This window comes from Aquincola agrisoli (assembly GCF_036621135.1).
GTDB lineage: Bacteria > Pseudomonadota > Gammaproteobacteria > Burkholderiales > Burkholderiaceae_C > Aquincola > Aquincola agrisoli.
Genome location: NZ_JAZIBG010000054.1, coordinates 201,095 through 215,710 on the forward strand (window position 1 = coordinate 201,095; position 14,616 = coordinate 215,710).

The following is a 14,616-nucleotide window of genomic DNA, read 5'->3' on the forward strand; positions in this document are numbered from 1 at the left end:
AACACCTTGGGCACGTCGGGCATCACCGAGACCGACATCGCCAACTACCTGGCCAACACCCCCGGCTTCTTCGAGCGCAACGCGGAGCTGCTGGCGGCCATCCAGCTCACCAGCCCGCACGGGCAGCGCGCCGTCTCGCTGCAGGAGCGGCAGATGGAAATGCTGCGCGACCGCATCAAGGGCCTCGAGCACAAGATCGTCGAGATGATCCGCAACGGGCAGGACAACGTGGCCATCTCGGACCGCCTGCACCGCTGGACACGCGCGTTGATGGACACGGCCGATCCGGCCGATCTGCCGGCCGTGCTGGTGGCGGAGCTCAAGCACCAGTTCCTGATCCCGCAGGCCGGCGTGCGGGTCTGGGGCGTCGATGCCGCCTATGCCGGCCAGCCGTTCGCGCAGGGCGTCAGCGACGACGCCCGCAGCTTCGCCAACAGCCTGACGCTGCCGTACTGCGGCGTGAACTCGGGCTTCGAGCCGGTGCGCTGGCTGGACGACCCGAGCACGGTGATGTCGATCGCGCTCGTCCCGCTGCGCCGCGGCGACACCGCCTTCGGCCTGGTGGTGCTGGGCTCGCCCGATCCCACCCGCTACAGCGCGGACATGGGCACGGAGTTCCTGCTGCGCATCGGCGAACTGGCGGGCGCGGCGTTCACGCGCCTGCTGCCGGCTGCCCGCTGAGGCGCCCCGGCGGCCCCGCCATGACCGGCGCTGCCGAGCCCCCCGCGCCCCTGCCGGACGAGCTGCAGGCGTGGCTGGCGCACCTGGCGGTGGAGCGCCGGCTCGCCGCCCGCACGCTCGTGCTCTACACCGAGGCGCTGCAGCGCCTGGTGCACGCGGCGCAGGCCCTGCCGGTGGACCTGGCCGCGGTGCAGGTGCACCACGTGCGCCGATGGGCGGCGCAACTGCACGGGCAGGGGCTGGCGCCGCGCAGCATCGCGATCGTGCTCGCCGCCTGGCGCGGCCTCTACCGCTGGTGGATCGACAACGGCCGCCTGCAGCACAACCCCGTCGTCGGCGTGCGCGCTCCCAAGGCCGGCCGGCCGCTGCCCAAGGCCTTGTCGGTCGACCATGCGGTGGCCTTGGCCGAGCACCGTCCGGCGAACGTCGATCCGCTGATCCAGGCGCGCGACCACTGCATCGTCGAGCTGCTCTACGGCTGCGGCCTGCGGGTGGGCGAACTGGTGGCGCTCGACGTGGCGGCCAGCGGCACGGCCGCCGGATGGATCGACCGGCATCCGCCCGAGGAGGCCACCGCCCACGTGCTGGGCAAGGGCGGCAAGCGGCGCAGCGTGCCAGTGGGGCGGGCGGCACTGCAGGCGCTGGAAGCCTGGCTGGCAGTGCGCGGCGGCATGGCCGCGCCGGATGAGCCGGCCCTGCTCGTCGGCCGCCGCGGCGCGCGCCTCGGCGCCGCGCAGGTGCGCAGCAGCCTCAAGGCGGCGGCGCTGAAGGCGGGGCTGCCGGTGCACGTGCATCCACACATGCTGAGGCACAGCTTCGCGTCGCACCTGCTGCAGTCCAGCGGCGACCTGAGGGCCGTGCAGGAGCTGCTGGGCCACGCCAGCATCGCGACCACGCAGGTCTACACGCGCCTCGATTTCCAGCATCTGGCCAAGGTCTACGACGCGGCCCACCCACGCGCGCGCAAGCGCGGTGGTTAATGCAGCCCTTGCCGCACGCGGGCTGACGCCCCGGTGGCTCTTTTGGGCGATGGCGGCGGCCGGGCGGCCTGCAGACACTGTGCGCCTGAAGTGCAGGACCTCCTCATGAAGAAGAACGACCCCATCGCATGCGCCGTGGCCGCGCTCGGCACGCTGGTGCTCGGCGTGGCGCTGGCCGGCGTCTACCGCGCCGTCGAAGCCCCCTCGGCCCCTGCGGCCGCCCCGCTGGCGGCGCCCGCGCCGGCGGCCACCGTGCCCTTGAGCAGCCAGCAGGCCGGGCCCGCGCCGGCACCGCCGCGCGGCTGAGGCGCGGGCGCCGCCCGGCGTCGGCCGGCGAGAATGGCGCATGAAAACCATCAAGCTGCGCGAAGGCCGCGAGCGCTCGCTGCTGCGGCGCCATCCCTGGGTGTTTGCCGGCAGCGTGCTCAGCGGCAAGGCCGATCCGGGCGAGACGGTGCGCGTCGAATCGAGCGACGGCCAGTTCCTGGCCTGGGGCGCCTACAGCCCCCACTCCACCATCCGCGTGCGCGCCTGGAGCTTCAGCGCTTCCGAGCGCATCGACCGCGACTTCTTCGAGCGCCGGCTGCGCACCGCCGTGGCACTGCGCGAGCGCCTGCCCATCGCCAGCGACGGCGTGCGCCTGGTGCATGGCGAGGCCGACGGCCTGCCGGGCCTGGTGGTCGACCGCTACGGCGACACGCTGAGCGCGCAGTTCCTCGCCACCGGCGCCGAGCGCTGGAAGCCGGTGCTGTCGGAACTGCTGCTGAAGGTGACCGGCGCCAAGCGCCTGTATGAACGCTCGGACGCCAGCGTGCGCGAGCTCGAAGGGCTGGAGAAGGCCGCCGGCTGGCTGCACCGCGCCGAAGGCGACGACGACAGCGCCAGCGAGGTCGTCATCCACGAGCACGACTGGCGCCTGGCGCTCGACGTGGCGCATGGCCACAAGACGGGCTTCTACCTCGACCAGCGCGACAACCGCCGCCGCTTCGCCGAGCTGGTGGGCCACTTCGGCGTGAAGCGCGTGCTGAACTGCTACTGCTACACCGGCGGCTTCACCGTCGCCGCGCTGAAGGGCGGTGCCCAGCATGTCGTCAGCGTCGATTCGTCGCTGCCTGCGCTGGAGCGCGCGGCCGCCAACGTGCGCCTGAACGGGCTGGACGAACGGCGCTGCGAGTTCCTCGATGCCGACGTCAACAAATACCTGCGCGAGCAGCGGCAGGCCGGCGTGCGCTTCGACGCCATCGTGCTCGACCCGCCCAAGTTCGCGCCCACGGCGGCGGCCGCCGAGCGCGCCGCCCGCGCCTACAAGGACATCAACCGCCTGGCGCTGGAACTGCTGGAGCCGGGCGGCCTGCTGTTCACGTTCTCGTGCTCGGGCGGCGTCACCGCCGACCTGTTCCACAAGATCGTGGCCGGCGCGGGCATCGACGCGGGCGTGAACGGCGTGCTGCTCGATCGCCTGGGCGGCGCCTGCGACCACCCGACGACCATCGACTTCCCCGAGGGCGAATACCTCAAGGGGCTGGTGATCGTCAAAAGCTGATCGCGGTCGAGAACTTCGCGCGCTCCACCGCGAAGAAGCTCTTCACGTTGCGGACGTTGGCGTCCTGCGTGAAGAGCCGCTCCACCAGCGCGTGGTACGCGGCCATGTCGCGCACGACCACGATGAGCACGAAATCCGGCCCGGCCGAGACGCGGTAGCACTGCTGCACGCCGTCGTCGGCCACCGCGCGCTGCTGGAAGGCCTGCAGGTGCTCGGCCCCCTGCCGGTCGAGCGTGACTTCCACCACCGCCGTGAGGCTGCCGCCCAGGCGGTCGGGCGAAAGAAGCGCCACGCGCCGTTCGATGAAGCCCTCGTCCACCAGCCGCTTGACGCGGCGCAGGCAGGTGGCGGGCGACACATGCGCCGCGGCGGCCAGGTCCTGGTTGGTGCGGGAGGCGTCTTGCTGGAGCAACGCCAGCAGCCGGAGGTCCACGTCGTCGAGTGAATCCATGGCTGATTATTGTGTAGATTCACGACTAATGAAAGATTCGACCATCGACTCGCCAAATTTGCACTGACGGCTCGGAATCGCTGAAATTTGCAAGAAAATTTCATGGCAGCCTGCCTACCATTCCGCCACTCCAAATTTCACGGAACCTCCCCCGGAGGTGATTCCCATGTGTGGCATCGTCGGCGCCGTCAGCACCCGCAACATCGTTCCCATCCTGGTCGAAGGGCTGCGACGCCTCGAGTACCGCGGCTATGACTCTTGCGGCCTGGCGGTGCACCAGGACGGCCAGTTGCGCCGCGCGCGCAGCACGGCGCGCGTGGCCGAGCTCGACGCCCAGGTGGCGCAGGAAGGCATCGCCGCCGGCACCGGCATCGCGCACACCCGCTGGGCGACGCACGGTGCGCCGGCGGTGCACAACGCGCACCCGCACTTCTCGGGCAACCGGATCGCGCTGGTGCACAACGGCATCATCGAGAACCACGACGAGCTGCGCGCCGAGCTCCAGGCCAAGGGCTACGAGTTCTCCAGCCAGACCGACACCGAGGTCATCGCCCACCTCGTCAACCACCTCTACGACGGCGACCTGTTCGAGACCGTGCAGCTGGCCGTCAAGCGCCTGCGCGGCGCCTACGCCATCGCCGTGTTCTGCCGCGACGAGCCGCACCGCGTGGTGGGCGCGCGCGAGGGCTCGCCGCTGATCCTGGGCCGCGGCGAGGGCGAGAACTTCCTCGCCTCCGACGCGATGGCGCTGGCCGGCGTCACCGACCAGATCGTCTACCTCGAAGAAGGCGACGTGGTCGACGTGCAGCTCAACAAGGTGTGGATCCACGGCCGCCAGCCCGACGGCAGCCTGCGCGCGGTGGAGCGCGAGACGCGCACGGTGCACGCCCACACCGGCGCGGCCGAGCTGGGCCCGTACCGCCACTACATGCAGAAGGAGATCTTCGAGCAGCCCAAGGCGATCGCCGACACGCTGGACGCGGTGGCCGGCATCTCGCCCGAGCTGTTCGGCGACGGCGCCTACGGCGTGTTCAAGGAGATCGACCAGGTGCTGGTGCTGGCCTGCGGCACCAGCTACTACGCCGGCCTGGTGGCGCGGCAGTGGATCGAATCACTGGCCGGCGTGCCCACCAATGTGGAGATCGCCAGCGAATACCGCTACCGCGACAGCGTGCCCAACCCGCGCACGCTGGTCGTCACCATCACGCAGAGCGGCGAGACCGCCGACACGCTGGCCGCGCTGAAGCATGCACGCGCGCTGGGCATGCCGCACACGCTGACCATCTGCAACGTGTCGACCAGCGCGATGGTGCGCGAGTGCAGGCTGGCCTACATCACGCGGGCCGGCGCCGAGATCGGCGTGGCATCGACCAAGGCCTTCACGACGCAGCTGGTGGGCCTGTTCCTGCTGGCGCTGTCGCTGGCGCAGGTGCGCGGGCGCCTCACCGACGAGCAGGAAGCCAAGCACCTGAAGGACCTGCGCCACCTGCCGGCAGCCGTGCAATCGGTGCTGGCGCTGGAGCCGCAGGTCATCGCGTGGAGCGAGGAATTCGCACGCAAGGAAAACGCGCTTTTCCTCGGCCGCGGCCTGCACTACCCGGTGGCGCTGGAAGGCGCGCTGAAGCTCAAGGAGATCAGCTACATCCACGCCGAGGCCTACCCCGCCGGCGAGCTGAAGCACGGCCCGCTGGCGCTGGTGACCGCCGCGATGCCGGTGGTGACGGTGGCGCCCAACGACCAGTTGCTCGAGAAGCTCAAGAGCAACCTGCAGGAAGTGCGCGCCCGCGGCGGCGAGCTCTTCGTGTTCGCCGACGGCGACTCGTTCATCCGCAGCGAAGCCGGCCTGCACGTGATCCGCATGCCCGAGCACTACGGCTGGCTGTCGCCCATCCTGCACACGGTGCCGCTGCAACTGCTGGCGTACCACACGGCCTGCGCACGCGGTACCGACGTCGACAAGCCGCGGAACCTGGCGAAGAGTGTGACGGTGGAGTGAGCGTGGAGGGGCTGCCCGTGTGGAGCCGGACAAGGGCGCGCTCCGGGACCCGCATCCCGGGCGCCAGGAGCCGCCACGGCAGGGTCACCCACCGCTTGGCTGCCTATGAATGGGCCTGAAGGCCGTACGGCCGGCTCCGGCCGGCGGCTTCCGCGCGCGCTGCAAGGTGTTTGATCACCGGCTTTCGTCGAAGCGTGCCCCCTGCTCCAGCAGCCAGTCGCAAAAGGTCTTGACCACCGGATCGTGCTGGCGCTCGGCGCGCGTGATGACGAAATAGCCGGGGGTGGTCAGCACCAAGTCGCCGAAGGGGGCCACGAGCTGCCCCGAAGCCAGGTCGGGCGCCACCAGCGGCGAATAGCCCATGGCCACCCCGATGCCGTCGATGGCCGCCTGCAGGCAGAAGTACAGGTGCTCCAACTCCAACGACTGCGCGGGCACCACGCGGCTGTGGTGGGCGATGGCCAGCCAGTCGTCCCAGGCCGTGCGGCGCGCCGGGCAGTGCAGGATGGTGTGCTGCGCCAGGTCGGCAATGCGCGCCAGCGGCACGCGCTCCAGCAGCGAGGGCGCGCACACGGGAAAGGCGGTCTCGGACAGCACGCGCACTTTGTGCAGCCCCGTGACCTCGTGCGGCTCGCGGCGAATCACCACATCGGTGTTGGCGGGCAGGCGGCTCATGGGCTCCAGCCCCGTGGAAATCTGGACCTCGATGTGCGGGTACAGCGCCCGGAACTGGGCCAGCCGCGGGAACAGCCAGCGCATGGTGAAGGTGGGCAGGGCGTCCACGCGCAGCACCTCGTGGGTGCTGATGCGGCGCGACGCGGCCGCAATGGCCGCCAGCGCCGGGCTGATCGAGTCGAGGTACAGCCGCCCCTGATCGGTCAGCGCCACCGACTTCCCCTGACGCAGGAACAGCGGCACGCCCAGCCAGCCTTCCAGTGCCTTGATCTGGTGGCTGACCGCGCCATGCGTCACCGACAGTTCGTCCGCCGCCTTCGAGAAGCTCAGCAGCCGACCCGCTGCTTCGAAAGCGCGTATCGATCCCAGCGGGGGAAGCCGGTGCAACGCCATGATGTTAGTTTTTCTAACAGGATCGGGCAGTTTATATCGTTTGAGGCCTTCGACTGCTGGTGATGGAATGTGAGCGCCATTCAATACTGAAGACCCCAACGCATGCTTTCTGGAAAACGCATCCTCGACCTGACCTGGGTGCTCGGCGGCCCTTTTGCAGGACAGTTGCTGGCGCAGCTGGGGGCCGAAGTCATCAAGGTGGAGGCCCCGGACGGGGACCTGGCGCGGCGCGTGCCGCCCCTGTCCGACACGCAGGACTCGCCCTTCTTCCTGTCCGTCAACCGGGGCAAGCGCAGCATCGCGCTGGACTTGAAGTCCCCCGGCGGCCGCCAGGCCTTGCACGACCTGGTGCGCGAGGCCGACGCCGTGATCTACGGCTTTGCGCCCGCCGTGCCCGCGCGGCTGGGGCTGGATTTCGCCAGCCTCAGTGCCATCAACCCGCGCATCGTGGTCGCGCAGATCATCGGCCTGCATGACGAGGGGGAGTGGGCCAATGCGCCCGCGTTCGACCTGATGCTGCAGGCCTTGTCCGGCGTGATGAGCATCACTGGCGAAGAGGGCGGCAAGCCCGTGCGCGTGGGCTACCAGGTCGCCGATCTCGCGGGCGGGCTGTACTTGGCGCTGGCGACGGTGGCGGCCCTGGTCAAGGCCCTGGGCACCGGGCGCGGCGAGCATGTGCAGGTCTCGCTCTACGACGCTCAGATCGCCATGCTGACCTGGCAGGCCCAGGGCTGGCTCAGCGGCGGCCCGGTACCGCGCGCCACGGGCGCCCGGCACGGCATGATCGCGCCCAGCGACACCTACCTCGCGGCCGACGGCAAGTGGATCGCGCTGGCGCCGACGGGCGAGGCGTTCTGGCGCAAGCTGTGCGAGACGCTGGGCCATCCCGCGCTGGCCGATGACCCGCGCTTTCATGACGCGGCCGCGCGCATCACCAACATCCAGGCGCTGACGGCCGAGCTGGGCGCGTTGGTGGCCACGCGGCCGTCGGCCGAATGGCTGGCGCTGTTTGCCCAGGCGCGTGTGCCAGCTTCGCCCGTGCTGGGGGTGGACGAGGCGCTGCGCCAGCCGCTGACCCGGGCGCGCCGGATGGTGGAGGCGGTACCGCGCCCGGGCGCGGAGGCGGGCGTAGAAATGCTGGGCAACCCCTTCAAGTATGGCGGCACGCCGGTGCTGGACTACCCGCCCGCGCTGGCCGCCGACACCGCGGAGGTGCTGCAGCGCGTGGCCGGCTACACGCCCGCGCGCATTGCCGAGCTGGCGCAGGCAGGCGCCATCGGCGTGGCCGGCAGGCTCGGCCAGGAGGTCGATGCATGAGCCCGCCGGGCCGCCCCAAGGGCGAATACCAGAGTGCGCAGCACGAAGGTACTTCAGTGAGCATGCGCAACGCCCTCATCGCATCGCTGCCGCCCGAGGCCGCGCCGCTGCTGGCCGCGCTGCGCCGCTTTGCCCAGGCCGAGGTCGCGCCGCTGGCCGCCAGCGGCCAGTGGGCGGGTCCTGCCATCCGCGCCGCCAGCGCGCAGGGGCTGGCGGCCATCGAAGTCCCGAAGACCCTGGGCGGCCTGGGCCTGCCCTATACCGTGCGGGCCGCGGCGGCCGAGGCGCTGGCGCGCGTGGATTTCGCCTTCGCCTTCGCCTTCATCAACCATCACAACGCCATCCTGCGCATCGCCGAGAGCGCCGGCGCCGAGGCCCGGGAACGCTACATCCCCGCCATGCTGCGCGGCGAGCTGATCGGCTGCACGGCCATGTCCGAAGCCGGCGCCGGCAGCGACTTCACCGCGATCGGCATGGCCGCGCGCAAGGTCGACGGCGGCTGGCGGCTCACGGGCGGCAAGCGGTGGATCGCCAATGCCGTGGGCGCCGAGGTGGCGCTGGTCTTCGCGCAGACCGATGCGCAGCTCGGGCCGGCGGGGATTGCCTGCTTCATCGTGCGGCTGGACGGGCCGGACTGCCGGCGCGTGGTCGATCAAGCCTCGGACGGCCTGGCAGGCCTGGCGCTGGCCGGCATCGGCGGCTTCGAGCTGGACGGCAGCTTCGTGCCCGACAGCGACCTGCTCTATCCGCCCGGCCAGGGCTTCAAGCAAGCCATGGCCGGCGTGAACAAGGCGCGGGTGCACATCGCGGCGATGGCCTGCGGCCTGCTGCACGGCGCGTTGCAACAGGCCACGGCCTACTGCAGTGCGCGCATGGTGGCGGGCCAGCCGGTGCTCAACCAGCAGGGCCTGCGCTGGTCGCTGGTCGATGTATCGCTGGTGCACGATGCGCTGAGCCTGCTGACCCAGCGTGCGGCCCTGCTGATCGAGGCACGCGCCGACGAGGCCGTGGAGGCCGCGGCCGCCGCCAAGCTCCATGCCGGCAACGAGAGCCTGGCCGCCATAGCGCAATGCATACAGGCGCTGGGCGCGCGCGGCATGGCCGAGGGCCGGGGCCTGACGCGCAGCCTGCTGGCCGCCAAGGCGCTGTGCCTGGCCGATGGCTCCAACGAAGTCATGCGCGAGCGCCTGGGCGCCACGCTGGTGCAGCGCTACGCGCGCGACTGGCGGGACGAGCTCGACCCTGCGTCCTCCGTCGCTTCCTCTTCATCCTCTTCTTCCCATCCCACTGCCACCACCATGTTCCCGGCTCTGTTTCTGACCCGCGCCGACAGCGGCGCCACCCAGGCCGAGCTGCGCTCGCTCGCCGTCGATGAGTTGCCCGAAGGCGAGGTGCTGGTGCGCGTGAGCCACTCCACGCTGAACTACAAGGACGCGTTGGCCATCACCGGAAAATCCCCCGTGGTGCGCAGCTTTCCGATGGTGCCGGGCATTGATTTCGCGGGCACGGTGGAGCGCAGCAGCGACCCGCGCTTCGCACCCGGCGATGCCGTGGTGCTCAACGGCTGGGGCACGGGCGAGACGCGTTGGGGAGGGCTGGCCGGCTACGCGTCCACGCGTGCCGACTGGCTGGTGCCGCTGCCTGCGGGCATGACGGCGCAGCAGGCCATGTCCATCGGCACGGCGGGCTATACCGCGATGCTGTGCGTGATGGCGCTCGAAGCCAATGGCGTGCAGCCCGACATGGGGCCGGTGCTGGTCACCGGCGCCAACGGTGGCGTGGGCAGCATTGCCATCGCGCTGCTGTCGCGGCTGGGCTATGCAGTGACGGCCTCCACCGGCCGGCCCGAGGAGGCGGACCACCTGCGGGCGCTGGGCGCCAGCTGCATCATGGATCGCGCCGCGCTCGCCGGCCCCGGCAAGCCACTGCAAAAGGAGAATTGGGCCGCAGCCATCGACGCCGTGGGCAGCCACACGCTGGCCAATGTGCTGGCCAGCACGCGCTACGGCGGCGTCGTGGCCGCCTGCGGGCTGGCCCAGGGCATGGACCTGCCCGCCAGCGTGGCGCCCTTCATCCTGCGCGGCGTCACGCTGGCCGGGGTGGACAGCGTGTACGCACCGCAGGCGCGCCGCCACAGGGCCTGGCAGCGCCTGGCCGCCGAGCTGCCGGCCGACGTCATTGCGCGCAACACACGCGTGGTGGGCCTCGGCGAGGCGCTGGCCCTCGCGCCCGAGCTGCTCGCCGGCCGCGTGCGCGGGCGCCTGGTGGTCGATGTGAACCCATGACGATCCAAGAATGGATGCATCGATCAGCATGGCTGTCATCGCTTGACAGCCCACCTTCTCTCAGAGCCAGGACGACATCATGCAACGTATGACCTTTGTGCGCAGCCTGCTGGGCTGCGCCATCGCCACCTTCGTGCTCGGCGCCCAGGCGCAGGGCGGCGGCTATCCCAGCAGGCCCGTGCGGGTCATCGTGCCATTTCCGCCCGGCGGCTCCGTGGACTACGTGGCGCGCACCATCTCGCAGAAGTTTGCCGAGAACATCGGCCAGAGCGTGGTGGTGGATAACCGCGGCGGCGCTTCCGGCACCATCGGCACCTACGAGGCGGCCCGCGCCGCGCCCGACGGCTACACGCTGCTGCTGGTCTTCGATTCGCACGCGGTCAACGCCAGCCTCTACGGCATCAAGTACGACACCTTCCAGTCCTTCGACTACGTGAGCCTGATAGGCACCATGCCCATGGCCCTGGTCACGTCGAAGAAGTCGGGCCTGACCTCCCTGCGCGCCGTGATCGACACCGCCAGTGCCGAACCCAGCAGGCTCAACTACGGCTCGTCGGGCGTAGGTGGCTCGAACCACCTCAACCCCGTGGCCTTCGCGCGCCAGGCCGGCGTGCAGCTCACGCACGTGCCCTACAAGGGCGGCGGCCCCATGCTCACGGCGCTGCTGGGCGGCGAGGTGGACATGGTCATAGGCAGCCTGCCCACCGTGATCAACTACATCAAGGCCGGCCAGGTCAACGCGGTGGCCATCGGCAGCCCCGAGCCCGTGGCCCAGCTGCCCGGCGTGCCCACCATCGCATCGGTCGTGCCGGGCTACACGGCGCAGTCGTGGATAGGCATGATGGTGCCCAAGGGTGTGCCCCGGCCCGTGTTCGAGCACATCCAGGCCGCGCTGCGCAACACCCTGGCCGACCCATCCGTCAAGGCCAGGATGGAGGCCGACGGCTTCCAGATCGTGAACAGCACCCCGGCCGACTTCGAGGCCCAGGTGCGGCGCGAGTCCAAGCGTTGGTCCGAGCTCATCACCGCCGAGCAGATCAAGGTGGATTGAAGCCTGCCGGTGCCGAGGGGCCGGCCATACCGCAGGCCGCGGCGGACGGCAGCGCCATCGGCGCGCCGATGCGGCTCGCCGGAACGCCTAGCGGCCGATCGCGGCCCGCACCGCCGGCATCACCTCGTGTGCGAGCAAGGTCATCGACTCGAACTCGCGGGCGAGATTGGCGCCGGAGCCGTCCATCATCGCCATGAGCAGGCAGCCGAAGGGGCCCGTGCGCTCGCGGAACGCGAGCAGCTTGTCGGCCACGGTCTTCGGCGAACTGAACCGCCCCGGCTTTCGCGCAGGCCAGCTGCATTGACCCAGGCATTGATCGCGGTCTGACCAGCGCGCCGCTGATGGTGTCGGTCCTCGAACTCGGCCTGCGGCGCCTGTATGCTCCCCCGGCCGCCCCCGACCGGTCATCCCCTCCCGACGTGCCGCACGACGCTCCACCGCCGCCCGACGACGACGCCTGGCGCTTTGCTGCCTTCGAACTGCAGCCGCGGCGCCGGCAACTGCTGCACGGCGGGCAGCCGCTGCGGGTCGGCGGCCGGGCGTTTGATCTCCTGCTGCTGCTTGTGCGGCGCCACGGCGAGGTGCTCGGCAAGGACGAGCTGATCGCCGCCGTGTGGCCCGGCACGACGGTCGAAGAAGGCAACCTGCGCATGCACGTCGCCGCGCTGCGGCGGCTGCTGGGCGCGGTCGACGAGTCGCAGGACTACATCCGCAACGTGCCGCTGCGCGGCTACTGCTTCGTGGCGCCGGTGCAGCGCGGCGGCCCGCCGGCTTCGGCGTCCGCGGCGCCGCTGCCCACTGCCGCCCTGCCCGCCTTGCTCACCCAGGCGATCGGCCGCGAGGCGCTGCTCGCCCGGCTGGCCGAACTGCTGGCCACGGGGCGCTGCATCACGCTGGTTGGTCCGGCCGGCATCGGCAAGACGCTGCTGGCGCTGACGGCGGCCCATGCGGCGCGGCCGGGCCTGGGCGGGGCGGCGTGGTTCGTCGACCTGGGCCCGCTCGCCGAGCCGCAGCATGTGCCGGCCGCACTGGCCACGCTGCTGGGGGCGCCGACGATGGCGCGCGATCCCTTCGCCGACATCGCCGCCGCACTGTCGCGCCAGCCATCGGCCCTCGTGGTCTTCGACAACTGCGAGCATGTGATCGAGGCCGTCGCCCGGCTCGCCGAGCGGCTGCTCGCCGCGGTGCCGGGCCTCACCGTGCTGTGCACCAGCCGCGAGCCGCTGCGCATCGCCGCCGAGCGGCTGCAGCGGGTGGGCCCGCTCGCGCAGCCGGTCGACGAACCCGTCGACGGCGCGGCCGCGGCGCTGGCGTTCCCGGCGGTGGCGCTGCTGGTCGAGCGGGCGTCGGCGGCCGCCGGCGGCTTCGTGCTGCAGGACGACGACGTCCCGGCGGCGCTGCAGCTGTGCCGCCGGCTCGACGGCCTGCCGCTGGCGATCGAACTCGCCGCCACACGGCTCGCGCAGTTCGGGCTGCGCGAGCTGGCCGAGCGCCTCGACGACCACCTCGCGCTGCAGACCCCGGGCCGGCGCACGGCGCTGCCGCGCCAGCGCACGCTGCACGCGGCGCTCGACTGGAGCCACGGCCTGCTGTCGGCCGCGCAGGCGGCTTTGCTGCAGCGGCTGTCGGTGTTCCGCGGCCGCTTCACGCTCGGCGACGCGCAGGCCGTCGGCGCCGGCGAGGGTGATGCCGCGCGCACGGCCGTCGTCGAGGCCCTGGCCGGCCTGGTCGCGAAATCGCTGGTCGAGCGGTCCGGCGCAGAGGCGCTGCCCTACCGGCTGTTGAACACCACGCGGGGCCACGCGGCCGAGCGCCTGCAGCGCAGCGGCGAGGCGCCGGCCGTCGTGCGTCGCCATGCGCTGCGGCTGTGCGAGGTGCTGGCCGAGGCCGAGTCGCAGCTCGATGCGCTGTCGATGGCCGACTGGCGCGCCCGCCATGCCGGGCGGATCGACGACGTGCGGGCCGCGATCGACGCCTGCCTCGGCGCGCACGCCGATGCGGCGCTGGCGGCCGAGCTGGTCGCCGCCGCCGCGCCGTTGTGGTTCCACCTCGGCCAGGTGCGCGAGTGCCTCGAGCGGCTCGCCCAGCTCGAGCCGCACGCCGCCGGGCTGCCCGACGACCCGGTGCGCACGATGCGGCTCGCGCTGGCCGCCGGCCATGCGTGGCTGCTGGTCGAGGGGGCCGCCGAGCGCAGCGCCGCGGCGCTGTCGCGCAGCCTCGAGCTGGCCGTCGACGTCGGCCGCCCGCACGACCGGCTGCGTGCGCTGTGGGGCCTGTTCATCGACCGGATGATGCGCGGCGACCACCACGGCGTGCGGGCCTTCGGCGAGCGCTTCCGCGCGGCCTGCGACGGCCTCGACGACCCGCAGGCCGCGCTCACGGCCGAGCGCATGATGGCCGTCGCCCTGCACCTGACCGGCGAGCATGCCGCGGCTCGCGCCCATGCCGAGCGGGCGTTGCAGGCGGGGCCGGCGTCCATCCGCTTCCTCTACGGCAGCGCCTACCACGTCGACCACGAGTCGTCGACGCTCGCGCCGCTGGCCCGCGTGGTGTGGCTGCAGGGCCATGCCGACGATGCCGCCGAGCTGGTGCAGATCGCCGTGGCCCGGGCCGAACGGCTGGACCATGGCTTGTCGCTCAGCTACGTGCTGGCCATCGCGGCACTGCCGATCGCCCTGTGGCGCGGCGACCTCGAGGCCGCCGAGGCCTACCAGCAGCAGCTCGCGCACTGCACGCACCGCCACGCACTGGTGTTCTGGCAGGGCTGGAGCGCCGCCTATGCCCAGGCCGTCGCCTGGCGCCGGGCAGGCGGCGGGGCTGCCGGCGGGGCTGCCGGCGGCGTGCCGGACTGGCTGGCCGACGCCGCTCGCCTGCCCGGCCGCGCCGACATGCTTGCCACCTTTGACGAGGCGCTGGTCACCCCGCTGGCGCTGGCGCGGGCCGAACAAGGGCACAACCCGTGGTGCGCGGCCGAGGTGCAGCGCGCCGGGGCGATGCGCGCCTGGCGCACCCGCGCGGCGGACGCGGCCTCGGCCCGCCGCCTGGTGGACGCCGCCCGCACCCTTGCCCTCGCGCAGGGCGCCAAGGCCTGGGCGCGGCGCTGCGATGCCAGCCTGGCCGAACTCGGCTGACCCGCGGCGCGGCCCGGCTTGTATGTTCAGACCAGACCGGCACGGTAGAGTCTGAACGCCGTTGAGGCGGCCAGACCGGCCCGTGCAGTTTGGTAGCGGCTGGGGTGATCGAG

General features: G+C 71.8%; 12 protein-coding genes and 1 pseudogene. 10 read left to right on the forward strand and 3 right to left on the reverse strand.

The genetic code is table 11. The annotated features are described in order from the left end of the window. The first annotated feature begins 6 nt into the window (after nt 1–6). From V4F39_RS25070 to V4F39_RS25085, 4 genes are all read left to right on the forward strand, one after another. Complete coding sequence (locus V4F39_RS25070; protein ID WP_332292953.1) at nt 7–681, forward strand: DUF484 family protein; 675 nt, start codon at nt 7–9, stop codon at nt 679–681. 20 nt (nt 682–701) lie between these two features. Continuing rightward, nucleotides 702–1,661 (forward strand): tyrosine recombinase XerC, encoded by a 960-nt coding sequence (locus V4F39_RS25075; protein ID WP_332292918.1) that lies wholly within the window; start codon nt 702–704, stop codon nt 1,659–1,661. A gap of 105 nt (nt 1,662–1,766) precedes the next feature. Further along, the gene (locus tag V4F39_RS25080; protein ID WP_332292920.1) at nt 1,767–1,967 is read left to right on the forward strand and encodes a hypothetical protein; all 201 of its coding nucleotides are present in this window, start codon (nt 1,767–1,769) and stop codon (nt 1,965–1,967) included. Between the two features lie 40 nt (nt 1,968–2,007). Further along, nucleotides 2,008–3,204: a class I SAM-dependent rRNA methyltransferase gene (locus tag V4F39_RS25085; protein ID WP_332292922.1), complete on the forward strand. Its 1,197-nt coding sequence runs from the start codon at nt 2,008–2,010 to the stop codon at nt 3,202–3,204. Here the strand turns inward: V4F39_RS25085 and V4F39_RS25090 are convergent. Continuing rightward, nucleotides 3,194–3,655: an Lrp/AsnC family transcriptional regulator gene (locus tag V4F39_RS25090; protein WP_332292924.1), complete on the reverse strand. Its 462-nt coding sequence runs from the start codon at nt 3,653–3,655 to the stop codon at nt 3,194–3,196. The two genes, V4F39_RS25085 and V4F39_RS25090, sit on opposite strands and share 11 nt — an antisense overlap. Nucleotides 3,656–3,821: 166 nt before the next feature. Between V4F39_RS25090 and glmS the strand changes: the two genes are divergently transcribed. Beyond that, a complete protein-coding gene (gene glmS, locus V4F39_RS25095; RefSeq protein WP_332292925.1) occupies nt 3,822–5,651 on the forward strand; it encodes a glutamine--fructose-6-phosphate transaminase (isomerizing) in 1,830 nt (609 codons plus the stop codon). A gap of 174 nt (nt 5,652–5,825) precedes the next feature. Here the strand turns inward: glmS and gcvA are convergent, their stop codons facing one another. Then, complete coding sequence (gene gcvA, locus V4F39_RS25100; protein ID WP_332292927.1) at nt 5,826–6,719, reverse strand: transcriptional regulator GcvA; 894 nt, start codon at nt 6,717–6,719, stop codon at nt 5,826–5,828. 102 nt (nt 6,720–6,821) lie between these two features. Here gcvA and V4F39_RS25105 point away from each other — a divergent pair, with 102 nt between their 5' ends. From V4F39_RS25105 to V4F39_RS25120, 4 genes and pseudogenes are all read left to right on the forward strand, one after another. Next, complete coding sequence (locus V4F39_RS25105; protein WP_332292929.1) at nt 6,822–8,036, forward strand: CaiB/BaiF CoA transferase family protein; 1,215 nt, start codon at nt 6,822–6,824, stop codon at nt 8,034–8,036. A 62-nt stretch (nt 8,037–8,098) separates the two neighbouring features. Then, nucleotides 8,099–9,223, forward strand: a pseudogene (locus V4F39_RS25110) (acyl-CoA dehydrogenase family protein); the annotation flags it as partial. A gap of 111 nt (nt 9,224–9,334) precedes the next feature. After that, a complete protein-coding gene (acuI, locus tag V4F39_RS25115; protein WP_332292956.1) occupies nt 9,335–10,321 on the forward strand; it encodes an acrylyl-CoA reductase (NADPH) in 987 nt (328 codons plus the stop codon). 79 nt (nt 10,322–10,400) lie between these two features. Beyond that, entirely contained in the window at nt 10,401–11,372 is a 972-nt protein-coding gene (locus V4F39_RS25120; protein WP_332292931.1) for a tripartite tricarboxylate transporter substrate binding protein, read from the forward strand. A gap of 87 nt (nt 11,373–11,459) precedes the next feature. On the opposite strand, the gene V4F39_RS25125 is transcribed toward V4F39_RS25120, so the two are convergent. Beyond that, nucleotides 11,460–11,624 (reverse strand): hypothetical protein, encoded by a 165-nt coding sequence (locus tag V4F39_RS25125; protein WP_332292933.1) that lies wholly within the window; start codon nt 11,622–11,624, stop codon nt 11,460–11,462. 89 nt (nt 11,625–11,713) lie between these two features. On the opposite strand from V4F39_RS25125, the gene V4F39_RS25130 reads away from it, so the two are divergent. Further along, nucleotides 11,714–14,503, forward strand: a complete 2,790-nt coding sequence (locus V4F39_RS25130) for an ATP-binding protein (RefSeq protein WP_332292934.1) — start codon at nt 11,714–11,716, stop codon at nt 14,501–14,503. Nucleotides 14,504–14,616: the final 113 nt, after the last annotated feature.

Coding starts and splice junctions, on each gene's coding strand:
- V4F39_RS25075 (WP_332292918.1), top strand. CDS start 702: ATGACCGGCGCTGCCGAGCCCCCCGCGCCCCTGCCGGACGAGCTGCAG.
- V4F39_RS25085 (WP_332292922.1), top strand. CDS start 2,008: ATGAAAACCATCAAGCTGCGCGAAGGCCGCGAGCGCTCGCTGCTGCGG.
- glmS (WP_332292925.1), top strand. CDS start 3,822: ATGTGTGGCATCGTCGGCGCCGTCAGCACCCGCAACATCGTTCCCATC.
- gcvA (WP_332292927.1), bottom strand. CDS start 6,719: ATGGCGTTGCACCGGCTTCCCCCGCTGGGATCGATACGCGCTTTCGAA.
- V4F39_RS25080 (WP_332292920.1), top strand. CDS start 1,767: ATGAAGAAGAACGACCCCATCGCATGCGCCGTGGCCGCGCTCGGCACG.
- V4F39_RS25105 (WP_332292929.1), top strand. CDS start 6,822: ATGCTTTCTGGAAAACGCATCCTCGACCTGACCTGGGTGCTCGGCGGC.
- V4F39_RS25120 (WP_332292931.1), top strand. CDS start 10,401: ATGCAACGTATGACCTTTGTGCGCAGCCTGCTGGGCTGCGCCATCGCC.
- V4F39_RS25130 (WP_332292934.1), top strand. CDS start 11,714: ATGGTGTCGGTCCTCGAACTCGGCCTGCGGCGCCTGTATGCTCCCCCG.
- V4F39_RS25090 (WP_332292924.1), bottom strand. CDS start 3,655: ATGGATTCACTCGACGACGTGGACCTCCGGCTGCTGGCGTTGCTCCAG.
- acuI (WP_332292956.1), top strand. CDS start 9,335: ATGTTCCCGGCTCTGTTTCTGACCCGCGCCGACAGCGGCGCCACCCAG.